General features: G+C 65.7%; 9 protein-coding genes and 1 tRNA gene. 6 read left to right on the forward strand and 4 right to left on the reverse strand.

Going from position 1 to position 11,780, the window contains the following annotated elements:
* Window positions 1-8 precede the first annotated feature (8 nt).
* On the forward strand, window positions 9-323 hold the full coding sequence (locus M3G19_RS08125; protein WP_259902113.1) for a hypothetical protein: 315 nt from the start codon (window positions 9-11) through the stop codon (window positions 321-323).
* Complete coding sequence (locus M3G19_RS08130) at window positions 320-667, forward strand: Rv3654c family TadE-like protein (protein WP_259902114.1); 348 nt, start codon at window positions 320-322, stop codon at window positions 665-667. Before M3G19_RS08125 ends, M3G19_RS08130 begins: the two co-directional genes overlap by 4 nt.
* Here the strand turns inward: M3G19_RS08130 and M3G19_RS08135 are convergent.
* Complete coding sequence (locus M3G19_RS08135; protein WP_259902115.1) at window positions 664-3,018, reverse strand: DEAD/DEAH box helicase; 2,355 nt, start codon at window positions 3,016-3,018, stop codon at window positions 664-666. The two genes, M3G19_RS08130 and M3G19_RS08135, sit on opposite strands and share 4 nt — an antisense overlap.
* Window positions 3,019-3,186: 168 nt before the next feature.
* On the opposite strand from M3G19_RS08135, the gene M3G19_RS08140 reads away from it, so the two are divergent.
* A complete protein-coding gene (locus tag M3G19_RS08140) occupies window positions 3,187-3,390 on the forward strand; it encodes a cold-shock protein (protein WP_076598122.1) in 204 nt (67 codons plus the stop codon).
* 80 nt (window positions 3,391-3,470) lie between these two features.
* Here M3G19_RS08140 and M3G19_RS08145 read toward each other — a convergent pair whose 3' ends face one another.
* The gene (locus M3G19_RS08145; RefSeq protein ID WP_259902172.1) at window positions 3,471-4,097 is read right to left on the reverse strand and encodes a DedA family protein; all 627 of its coding nucleotides are present in this window, start codon (window positions 4,095-4,097) and stop codon (window positions 3,471-3,473) included.
* Between the two features lie 219 nt (window positions 4,098-4,316).
* Between M3G19_RS08145 and topA the strand changes: the two genes are divergently transcribed.
* Complete coding sequence (gene topA, locus M3G19_RS08150; protein ID WP_259902116.1) at window positions 4,317-7,253, forward strand: type I DNA topoisomerase; 2,937 nt, start codon at window positions 4,317-4,319, stop codon at window positions 7,251-7,253.
* Window positions 7,254-7,270: 17 nt separating this feature from the next.
* Here topA and M3G19_RS08155 read toward each other — a convergent pair whose 3' ends face one another.
* Window positions 7,271-8,797, reverse strand: coding sequence for an adenylate/guanylate cyclase domain-containing protein (locus tag M3G19_RS08155; RefSeq protein ID WP_259902117.1), 1,527 nt, complete (start codon window positions 8,795-8,797; stop codon window positions 7,271-7,273).
* 74 nt (window positions 8,798-8,871) lie between these two features.
* Here M3G19_RS08155 and M3G19_RS08160 point away from each other — a divergent pair, with 74 nt between their 5' ends.
* Together M3G19_RS08160 and M3G19_RS08165 are read left to right on the forward strand one after the other, a co-directional pair.
* Entirely contained in the window at window positions 8,872-10,104 is a 1,233-nt protein-coding gene (locus M3G19_RS08160; RefSeq protein WP_259902118.1) for a DNA polymerase III subunit delta', read from the forward strand.
* A gap of 79 nt (window positions 10,105-10,183) precedes the next feature.
* Window positions 10,184-10,259 (forward strand) — tRNA-Thr (locus M3G19_RS08165).
* Between the two features lie 193 nt (window positions 10,260-10,452).
* Here M3G19_RS08165 and M3G19_RS08170 read toward each other — a convergent pair.
* Window positions 10,453-11,673 (reverse strand): tyrosine-type recombinase/integrase, encoded by a 1,221-nt coding sequence (locus M3G19_RS08170; protein WP_259902119.1) that lies wholly within the window; start codon window positions 11,671-11,673, stop codon window positions 10,453-10,455.
* Between the last annotated feature and the right edge of the window lie 107 nt (window positions 11,674-11,780).

Here is an 11,780-nt window from a genome sequence, read left to right on the forward strand (position 1 = left end):
GGCACGGCATGTCGCGACGCATTTCGCTTATCGACGACCGCGGTTCCGTCACCGTCGAAGCCGCCCTCGCCCTGGCCGTCCTGGTCACGGTGGCGGCAGCGATCGTGGCGGGGATAGCCACCCTGGGGGCGTATATCGCCGCGGTGGACATCGCCGGTGCCGCCGCCCGGTCGCATGCCATCGGGGTGCCGTACGACCCACCCCGCGAGGGCGTCACCGTGACTGTCGCTGAGCAGGCCGGAGTCGTGCGGGTGACCGCGCGGGTTCCTGCGCCGGTGCGCGCGATGAGCGCCACCGCGGCATTCCCGGTGGAGACACCGTGACATTCCGAGTCGCGCGCACCCAGCTTGGGGACGACCGCGGCTACGCCACCATCGCGTCTGCCGGAATCATCGCGGCGGTGGTGGCGTTGGCGCTGGTTGTCGCGGCTGCAGTCAGCCGGACCGCGGACACGCACCGCGCGCAGGTCGCGGCGGATCTCGCTGCTGTCGCCGGGGCGACTGCCCTGCATACTGGCGACGGCAGCGGTGATGCATGCGCCGTCGCGCGCGAAACTGCGCAGCTCAACGGCGCGAACCTTGCGGACTGCGCGATCACGGGCGTGGATGTCACTGTCGCAGCGGAAATCGGCAGGGCGGAGGCGGTCGCGAAGGCAGGCCCGATCTAGGCAGTCATGGTGACGAGGGCACCGAGGAGCTTCAGTGCGCCCGCCTTGTCGAGGGGCTGGTTGCCGTTGCCGCACTTCGGCGACTGCACGCACGACGGGCAGCCGGTCGCACAGCCGCAGGATTTCACAGCCTCAAAGGTGGCGGTGATCCATTCGTGGAAGCGGGCGTAGCCTTCGTCGGCAAAACCTGCGCCGCCGGGGTGGCCGTCGTAGACGAAGACGGTGGGCTGCATGGTGTCGGGGTGCAATGCGGTGGACACACCGCCGATATCCCACCGGTCGCAGGTGGCCAGCAGGGGCAGCAGGCCGATGGCGGCGTGTTCGGCGGCGTGCAGGGTGCCGGGGATCTCGCCGGCGGTCACACCCATTTTCTCTAGGGCCAGCGGGTCGATGGTGTAGGCGACGGCGCGGGTGAGGAGTTTCTGTTCGGGGAGGTCGAGGGGGATGTGTTCGGAGGTGGTGCCGTCGGCAAGCGTGACCACGTAGCCGGTGACGCGGTCCGTGACCTCGACGTCGACGCTGGCCACCCACAACCCGGGCGAGGGGTTGTGGCGCGCGTGCGCTTCGCCGATGACCCGGATGTCGGTCGTCGAGCGCGCCATCGTGCTGTAATCGGGCACTTCGGGGTGGGCAAGCGCGACGTAGTTGTCCAGGTCGAGTTCGTCGATGATGAAGTATTCGCCCTGGTGGATGTACACGGCGCCGTCGTGGACCTGCGCGGCGGCGCGCGCGGAGTCGACGGTGCCCAGCAGCCGGCCGTCGGTGGCGTCGACGATCATGACTTCCTCGCCGGCACCGCCGCGCAGCGACACCGCGCCATGAGCGGTTTCCGGGGAGAGCTCGCCTTCGAGCTGGGGGACTGCGAACCAGCCGCGCGCACGCTTGCGGAGCAGACCGCGATCTACCAGCTCAGCGATGACATCCTGCGCGCCGAAGACCTCCACCTCCCCTTCGGTCAGCGGCTTCTCCACGGCGGCGCAATAGACATGACCGCGCAGGATATAAGGATTGCCCGGGTTGAACACGCTGTTTTCCACCGGTTTGTCCAGCAATGCCTCGGGGTGGTGGACGAGGTAAGTGTCCATGGGTTCGTCGCGGGCGACCATCACGACCAGGGACGACTGCCCGCGGCGCCCGGCGCGGCCGGCCTGTTGTTTGAAAGAGGCGACTGTTCCGGGAAAGCCCGCCATGACCACAGCGTCGAGCCCGCCGACGTCGATGCCGAGCTCGAGTGCATTCGTGGTGGCCATGCCGAGCAGGTCGCCGTTGTCCAAGGAGCGTTCGAGTGCTCTACGGTCCTCGGCGAGATAACCGGCGCGGTACGAGGCGATGCGGCGGGCGAAGTCGGCGCGTCCGGCTGCGACGAGGTCTTCGGCCGCGTGCATCGCGACGGTCTCGCTGGCCCGCCGCGACCGCACGAAAGTCAAGGTCCGCGCGCCTGCGGCGACGAGATTCGCCATCATCGCGCCCGCTTCAGTGGTGGCGGCGCGACGGACGGGAGCGCCGTTCTCGCCCTCGGCGCCTTCGATGAAGCCGGGCTCCCACAGGGCGTAGGTGCGCTCGCCGGTCGGTGCTCCATCGTCGGTGACGGCTACGACGTCGCGTCCGCACAACCGCGAGGCATGCGCAGCTGGATCAGCGGCGGTGGCGGAGGCGAAGATGAAGGTCGGGCGCGCACCGTAGGCTCGCGCGAGGCGGTCTAAGCGACGCAGCACCAGCGCCACATTCGCGCCGAACACACCGCGGTAGGTGTGGCACTCGTCGACCACCACGTATTTCAGGTGGCGGAGAAACCGCGCCCACCGCACATGCGACGACAAGATGCCTGCGTGCAGCATGTCCGGGTTGGTGAAGGCGAAACGGGTGGTCTCCCGGATCGTCGCGCGGGCCTCAGTGGGGGTATCACCGTCGTAGGGGGCGGCGTTCACACCTTTCGGCCCGCTCAAACGGGGATGCCCCTTGGTCAGGGAGCTTGCGGCCAGCAATTGGTCGGACCCGAGGGCTTTGGTGGGGGTGATGTACAACGCGCAGGCAGTCGGGTCGTCAGCGAGGGTACTCAAGACGGGCAGCTGGTAGCCCAGGGATTTCCCGGAGGAGGTCCCCGTCGCCACGACGACATCGCGGCCTTCCCACGCCGCGTCCGCGGTCAGGCGCTGGTGGGAATAGAGGTCGCGGATGCCGGCGTCGATAAGCGTGCTTTTGAGGTCGGGGTCCACCCACTCCGGCCATGGCGCGGTGCGCGACGGCTGCGCAGCAACTGTCCGCACATGGGTGAGTGTCGCGGCCGGAAGCGCGCGCGTGAGACCGTCGATGAGCTCGTCGGCGAAACCGCCGTATCCGCTGCGCGCCATGCGAACTCCTTGAAGCCAAAAAACACGTCCGACGTAAAAGACTAAAGCATGGCAAAATAGCAGTGGTCGCAGATTTTGTGTGCGCCTTTCACGGGGTGCTCGCGAGTTTTGCCAGCACGACCGCGAACAATCCGGCACCGGCCGGAAAACACGAAAGGTTTTATCACAATGGCTACTGGAACAGTGAAGTGGTTCAACGCCGAAAAGGGCTTCGGCTTCATCGCCCCGGACGACGGCTCCGCTGACGTGTTCGTCCACTACTCCGAGATTCAGGGCAGTGGTTTCCGCACCCTCGAGGAGAATCAGCAGGTTGAATTCGAGATCGGCGAGGGCAGCAAGGGCCCGCAGGCACAGCAGGTCCGCGCGCTTTAAGCTTATCGACGACGCAGCTCACCCCGGCCCCGCGCCGGGGTTTCGTCATGTCGCGACCCCCGCTCCTTAGTCCGGCTGCGCTAAATGGCAGACATGCCGCGGCGCACGTCGTTCCACTCCGCCAATCTGGATTGGAGTTTCTGGATGCCCAAGCCCACGAGCGATCCCAGCGTCACGCCGACGAGCATTGCCAGCAGCGGGAAGTCGGAGAGGATGGAGCCGCCGATGTAGCCCACGCCGATGCCGATGGTGACCCAGAGAAGGACACCGATGGTGTCGTAGATGAAGAACAAAAACCAGTTGTAGCGCACTGAGCCCAAAAGGATCGTGGCTACCCAGCGCGCCCACGGCAAAAAGCGGGCGACGATGATGGTCACCCCCGCGCGCTTGTTCTGGTTTTCGCGCACCCACTCGATGGTCTTGCCGGCCCGCGATTCGGGGTCGAGCTGGTTGACCACCCGGATCAGACGGCTGCCCAACATGAAGCAGAGGTTGTCGCCGATAATCGCGCCGATCAGCGCTGCGGCGAAAATCCACCGCACATCCGGCACGCCCTGCGAACCGGAGAACGCGCCCGCCAGATTCAGCACGGTTTCCGACGGCAGCAGCGGACACAGCGCGTCCAAGGCGATGACCAGGCTGAGCAGCGGGTAGAACAGCGGGGTGGTCATGAGCTGCTCCACAAACCCGACCAGCGAGTCGACCACGTCAGTCACAGCTTTTCGTCCTTCCCTTTTGCCACGGCGCATCCGGCGCACCCGAGACGCGACCTCTGGCGGAAAGTGTAGTGGGGCGTCAGGGGTGGGGGTGGGCAGTGTTAACGTCGATAAGCGAAAACGCTACCCCTCGTTTACGCGCAGCCGCGAAATTAGTGGTAGTTGTCTTTGAGAGAATCGTTGACGCGAATATTTAAGGAGTCACGCGGCGTGGCTGAGCAGAACGGACAGGGCAAGACCCTGGTGATTGTGGAGTCGCAGACGAAGGCGAAGAAGATCCAGAAGTACCTGGGTGACGCGTATTTCGTCGAGGCGTCTGTGGGTCACATCCGCGATCTTCCCGGCCGCGCGGCGGACATTCCCGCGAAGTACAAGAAGGAACCGTGGGCGAAGCTCGGCGTGAACCCGGAGGCGGAGTTCGCGCCGATTTACGTGGTCAGCGCCGACAAAAAGAAGAAGGTCACGGACCTTAAATCCAAGCTGAAGCAGTCCGACAAGCTGCTGCTCGCCACAGACCCGGACCGCGAGGGCGAGGCGATCGCGTGGCACCTGCTCGAGGTGCTCAAGCCGAAGGTGCCCGTCGAGCGCATGGTGTTCAACGAGATCACCGAATCCGCGATCAAGGAAGCCGCGGAAAACACGCGCGAGCTGGACATGGACCTCGTCGACGCGCAGGAGACCCGCCGCATCCTCGACCGCCTCTACGGCTACGAGGTCAGCCCCGTGCTGTGGAAAAAGGTCATGCCGCGCCTGTCCGCCGGCCGCGTCCAGTCCGTGGCCACGCGCGTCATCGTGGAGCGCGAACGCGAGCGCATGGCGTTCATTTCCGCCGAGTACTGGGACCTCACCGCCTCGCTTGAACGTTCCGACGAGACCTTCGACGCCAAGCTCACGCTTATCGACGGCTCCCGCATCGCCCAAGGCAAAGACTTCGACGACCGCGGAAAGCTCAAGAACGACGAGCTCGTGGTGGTCGACGAACAAGGTGCCCGCGCCCTCGCGGATGCCCTGACCGGCCAAGAAATGAAGGTCACCGACGTGGTGTCCAAACCGTACACCCGCCGGCCGTACCCGCCGTTCATGACTTCGACGCTGCAGCAGGCCGCCGGAGCGAAGCTGCACTTCACTTCGGCCCGCACCATGCGTATCGCGCAGCGCCTCTACGAGAATGGCCACATCACCTACATGCGTACGGACTCGACGTCCCTGTCCAAGCAGGGCATTGCTGCGGCTCGGGCCGCAGCAACGGAACTATATGGCGCAAACTACGTCTCCGACGCCCCGCGCCGCTACGACCGCAAGGTGAAGAACTCCCAGGAGGCACACGAGGCGATCCGCCCGGCCGGCGAACGCTTCGCCACTCCCGGCGAGCTCGCCCGCTCACTGGACGCTGAGGAATTCAAGCTCTACGAGCTGATCTGGCAGCGCACCGTCGCCTCCCAGATGGAAGATGCCCGCGGCACGTCGGTCACCGCGACGATTGAGGGCAGCGCGACGACCGGCGAGAACGTCGAACTGTCCGCCTCCGGCCGCACCGTCACCTTCCCCGGTTGGCTTCGCGCCTATTCGGACACGCAGGACAAGAACGAGAAATACCTGCCGCAGCTGTCCAAGGGCGATGCCCTGGCCACCCGCGACGTCACCGCCGACGGCCACTCCACCAACCCGCCGGCACGCTACACCGAGGCCAGCCTGGTGAAGAAGATGGAAGAGCTCGGCATCGGGCGCCCGTCGACGTACGCGTCGATCATCAAGACCATTCAGGACCGCGGCTACGTCGCCCCGCGCGGCAACGCGCTTGTTCCCACCTGGGTCGCGTTCTCCGTCGTCGGGCTCATGGAGCAGAATTTCGACGCCCTCGTCGACTACGAATTCACCTCGTCCATGGAAGACGAACTCGACGAGATCGCCCGCGGCACCGAGAACCGCACCCAGTGGCTCACCGGCTTCTACTTCGGCGATGCTGACGCCGATGAGTCCACCGCCGAGGCCATCGCGCGCCGGGGCGGCCTGAAAGCGATCATCGAGAACAACCTCGAGTCCATCGACGCCCGCCGCGTGAACTCCCTCGAGCTCTTCCGCGACGACGAGGACCGCCCGGTCTACGTCCGCGTCGGCCGCTACGGCCCGTACCTCGAGCGCCAGGTCGGTGTCACCGACGAGGGCGAGCCCGAGTACCAGCGCGCCAATCTGCCCGAGTCCACCACCCCGGACGAGGTGACCATGGAGATGGCGGAGAAACTCTTCGCCACCCCGCCGACCGGCCGCGAGCTCGGCTCCAACCCAGCTACCGGCCGCACCGTCGTGGCCAAGGAGGGCCGCTACGGCCCGTACGTCACCGAGCTCGTTCGCGACGACGAGCGCGCCACCGCCGAGGCCAAAGCCGAGGAGATCATTGCGCAGGAGCGCGCCGAGGAGGATGCCCAGCGCGCCGCCGAGGGCAAGCGTGCGAAGAACTGGGAGACCAAGACCGCGGCCAACCAGAAGGCGAAGCGGATCGAGCAGCTTATCGACGAGCAACTCAAGCCCGCCACCGCCTCCCTCTTCTCCTCCATGGAGCCGTCGTCTGTGACCCTGGATGAGGCCCTGCAGCTTCTCTCCCTGCCGCGCGAAGTCGGCGAGGATCCTGCCGACGGCGAGATGATCACCGCCCAGAATGGCCGCTACGGCCCGTACCTGAAGAAGGGCAGCGACTCCCGCTCCCTGGCGAATGAGGAGCAGATCTTCTCCATCACTCTCGACGAGGCCCGCCGCATCTACGCCGAACCCAAGCGCCGCGGCCGCGCCGCCGCCAAGCCGCCACTGAAGATGCTCGGCGACAACGACGTCTCCGGCAAGCCCATGACCGTGAAAGACGGCCGTTTCGGACCGTATGTCACCGATGGCGAGACCAACGCCTCCCTCCAGCGCGGCGACACCCCAGAGACCATGACCGACCAGCGCGCGAACGAGCTGCTCTCAGCACGCCGCGCCCGCGAGGCAGAAGACGGCGCCGGCGGCGGTAAGAAGGCCACTAAGAAGAAGGCAGCGAAGAAGTCTGCCAAGAAAACGGCGAAGAAGACGGCCAAGAAAACCGCCAAAAAGACCGCGAAGAAGCCACCGCAGACCACGAAGCGCGTGGTGAAGGCCGGCTCCCGCCGCAAATAATCGGCCGAGACTGAAACCTAGTACTTGTCCGCCATTGTCGGGCGGACGGGGCGGGCCAGTTGGGTCATCTTATTGCGGCCGCGCAGCTCGATCGACTTCATCACGGTCCAGCGGGCCTGCTCGATTTCGTTGGCGCCCTTGAGCGTCGACAGGTTGGTCAGGACGCGGCCGGGGGAGTCCTTCGCGAGTTCGGTGAGGCGCGCCGCGGTGTTCACGGCGTCGCCGATGACGGTGTACTCGAAACGGTCCTGGCCGCCGATGTGCCCGGCGACGACGTGGCCGGAGGCGACACCGATGCCGGCCTCGAGCTCCAGTCCGTCGAGTTCCTGGCGCAGCTCGCGCGCGGCGTTGAGCGCGTGCGAGGCGGAGTCATTGAGCGCTAGGGGCGCGCCGAACACGGCGAGCGCGGCGTCGCCCTCGAATTTGTTGATCACGCCCTTGTTGCGGTGCACGACATCCACGACGATCTCGAAGAACTCGTTGAGGGCGTCGACAACCTCCTCCGGGGTGTGGTTCACCGCGAAATTCGTCGAACCGATGACGTCGACGAACACGACGGCCACCTTGCGGTCTTCGCCGCCCAGTTCGGGCTTCTCCTCGAGAGCCTTCTGGGCGACTTCGCTGCCGACGTACTGGCCGAAGATATCGCGGACGCGTTGACGCTCGTTGAGGCCGCGCATCATCTCGTTGAAGCCGGCTTGGAGTACGCCGAGCTCGGAGGCGTCGTAAATGTCCACCTGGGTGTCGGTCTCGCCGCGGCGGACCCGGTTGATGGCTTCCTGCAGCTCTTTGATGGGGTCGACGACACTCATGGTCGCGAAAGCGGTGCCGGCCATGCCCGTCACGATCGCTGTGACAGCGAGCGCGGAGACGGACGGCATGAGCTCGCCGGGAGTGTCGCCGAAGAAGCCGTTGCGCTGCGCGGCGAGTAGGAACAGGATGCCGATAAGAGGCACACCTGAGGTCATGAACCAGGTCATGTACAGGCGTTGTTTGATCGGCGGCTCGAGCGTGGTGTCCGCGAAACGCTTGGAGAGGGTGTTCGCGGCGATGGGGCGGACGAGGCGTTCAGCCTGCACATAGGTGAGGACGCAGGTGACCAGGCCAGCCATGAGCGTCGACACAGCGACTACGAGAGCGAGGCTGCCCGCGACGCGTGAGGCGGCAGCGGTGGCGATGAGGATGCCGATGAACCAGATCATCGCCACCACCAGCGTCTGCAGCACCGGGATGCGCAGCACGAGGTTGCGCACCACGTAAGGGTCGACGTCATCGGGTCGGCGCTGGTAGAGCAGCACGGACCTGAAGAGCATGTACGACACGAGGCCGCCGACGATCACCGCAAAGATGAGGTACAGGATGCCGACGGGCGCGAAGCCCGCGGCGACTTCCCCGAGCTGCCGGGCTTCCGGCATGGGGATGAGGTAGCGCACGAATGCCATGATCGCGATCGCGGCTGCCACGTTGGTGAAGAGCAGGACGGACGCGTACAGCGGCCATGGGGTGCCCATGAGCCAGCGGAAGCCGCGCCAAAACTTGTTCACGTTCCAATACTCTACGTGGCGCAGTACCGACGTAGTCCCAATACCGTCAACCATCGCGAAGTAGGGTGGTGTCTGTGACTGTCCCGACGACTCCTACTCAGCAGGCCGCGCCGCGGAGCGTGGCTGAGCGGCTCGCCGATATTCCGACGGTCCGCGACACGATCATGTCGGCGGCGGCTGCCGCACGCGGGGTCGCAGGGGCGGACGCGCACGCGATGACGCACTCGTGGTTGTTCACGGGGCCCCCAGGGGCGGGGCGTTCGACGTCGGCGCTCGCTTTCGCGGCTGCACTGATGTGCACGGACCCCGAAGAGATCGGGTGCGGGCGCTGTCGGGCGTGCCGTGACGCGTTGTCGGGTTCGCACACGGATGTCGTGCACATTGTGCCTCAGGAGTTGGGCATCAAGGTGGACACGGTGCGCGGAATCATTGCGCAGGCAGCACGGTTGCCGTCGGTAGGCAAGTGGCGGGTCGTGATCATCGACGACGCAGATCGCTTTTCGACGGCCGCCGCCGACGCCTTCCTCAAGACCGTCGAAGAGCCGCCCGAATCCACCGTGATCATCATGTGTGCCCCGTCCACAGATCCGGAGGATTTCTCGACCACGCTGAGGTCGAGGTGCAGGCATATGTACGTGCCGGCGCCGTCGACAAGCGAAATTGTGCGTCTGCTCGTCGAAGAGGAAGGTGCCTCCGAAGCTGATGCGCGTCTGGCGGCCGCGACGTCGCTGCACCATGTCGGGCGCGCGCGGCGCCTGGTGCGCAGTGAGGCCGCGCAGCGTAGGCGCGCAAGTGCGATCAACCTTGCTGAGCTCGTCTTCCACGGCGACCAGGCGTTTCAGGCTGTCGCCGCGCTGGTGAAATCCGCCGATGCCGAAGCGAAGGACGCCTACGCCGAAGCCGATGAGGAGGAGCGCGAGAAACTTGAAAACGCGCTCGGCATGGGCGCGAAAGGCAAAGGTGCTGCCCGCGCCTTGAAGGGGGCGTCCGGGTCGCTGAAGGAGCTCGAAGCCAAGCAGAAAGCGCGCGGTACGCGCCGGCTTCGCGACGTCCTCGACCTCACCCTCGTCGACCTCGCCGGCATCTACCGCGACGCGATGGTGCTCGGCGCTGAGAGCGGGCTTGAACTCATCCACCCCGATTACGAGGGGCTGTCCCGGGAGATCGCTGGCCGCGTGGATCTGGCCGGGCTCACTGAATGCCTCGACGCCATCGCGCAGTGCCGCGAGCGCCTCGACCAGTCCGTCCTGCCCGTCATCGCGTTCAACGGCATGCTTGGCCGCATCCGCAAGGCTTGCCGTGCCTAGCTGCGGTTTTTGTGGGGGCGCACTCGTCGATTAAGCTATCCCCTCGGAACAAGTCGCGCTGAACTGCGTGCTGATCCGCGCCGCCTTAGCTCAGTCGGTAGAGCATCTCACTCGTAATGAGAAGGTCGTGGGTTCGATTCCCACAGGCGGCTCCACCAAAACCCCAGCTAGAACAGTGTTTTAGCTGGGGTTTCTTTTCGTCTCTTCTGCCGCGAGTTGTCCCAAGTTGTCCCAGGTTGTTTCATTTATTGGCGCACACAGAGCGCACACAGAGCGCACACGCGCGCCGGGCACAACGAAGCCCCTCCGGCCGACAACCGGAGGGGCGAGCGCGCGGCCGCCGGGCGACTAGCCGACGTCCGGCACCGCACGCAGACCATCGCGCCGGGCGGTGCGTTCCTCGCGGCGTTTCGCGCGCGCCGCGTCACGCTCGCGCTCGGCAGCGAGGTAGGCATCCATGGCGTTCGGGATGGCGTCGAGCCCTTCGTCCCAGAGGTGCCCGTATACGTTGAGGGTGGTCGAGGCGTCAGCGTGGCCGCACATGCGCTGTACCGCGTACACGTCGGCGCCGGCGGCGATGGCCATGGAGACGCCGGTGTGCTTGAGGGTGTAGGTGTCCACTCCCTCAAGCCCGGAGTCTTTGCACATCCGCGCCCAGATGCGGCGCCAGCGGGCGGTGGTCCAGATGTTGCCGTGCTCGTCGGTAAGTAGCGGGTCGGTGGGGGACTTGCCGGCGCATTCGTCTTCGAGGTCCAGGAGGAGCTCGCCGCCGACGGGTACATCTCGGCAGAGGTGGTTCTTCGTATCGCCGGCGTGGCCAAGCTGATCGACTGAGCGCCGCACGATCAGGCGCCGGCGGCGGTAGTCGAAGTCCTCAACGTGGAACCCTTTGGCCTCACCCGGCCGAACAAGCGTCAAGAGCAGCACCCGAACGAAAAGCTCGGCCTGCGGAGTCGGCGCCGCTTCGAGGAGCCGGTCGACTTCCGCGACGCGCAGCGCGCGGCGCCGGCCCTTCTCCTGCCGCACGAGGTCGCCGGATTCGAGGGGGTGTTCGTAGATGATTTTCTGCTTTACCGCCAGCTTGCACAGGGAGTTGATCACGATACCGACTTTCCGCTTCTGACCACTACCGAGGGGCTTGACTTCCTTCTGGTGCGGGCGGCGCGACTGCAGGCTGTCAATCCACGTCGTGATCGTGGGCCCGTCGAGCTCACAGACGGGTGTATCGCCGAATACCGGGTCGACATGCGCCCACGCGGACTTGTACGAAGCCACTGTCGATGCTGCTTTGCCTTCTTTGGACTTGATCCACGGGTCCCACAGGTCTGCGAGCGTGATGTCGCGCTTGTCCTTTGTGATCCAGGTGCCCTGCGCCTGTCCAACCTCAACGCGCGCGCAATGCGCCTCCGCCGCGTCCTGCGTAGCGAAGCTCTTCGACACTTTGCGGCCGTTTTCCTCCCACACCGCACGCCATCGGTTCCCCTTGCCCCACCGGGCACTACGCACCCGCGCTTTACGGCTCGACTTATCTGGATTTGGCTTCGTCCAGTCATCACGCACGTGAGCCATGTACGATTACTCCTTGTCTGATCACTTGCCCCCAAGTGGTTAGGCACCCGGAAAAGTCGCCCCGCGGTCGCAGCTCGCCAGCTCCCGCGGGGCGCACCTATTCTTTG

The organism is Corynebacterium sp. p3-SID1194 (genome assembly GCF_025144155.1).
GTDB lineage: Bacteria > Actinomycetota > Actinomycetes > Mycobacteriales > Mycobacteriaceae > Corynebacterium.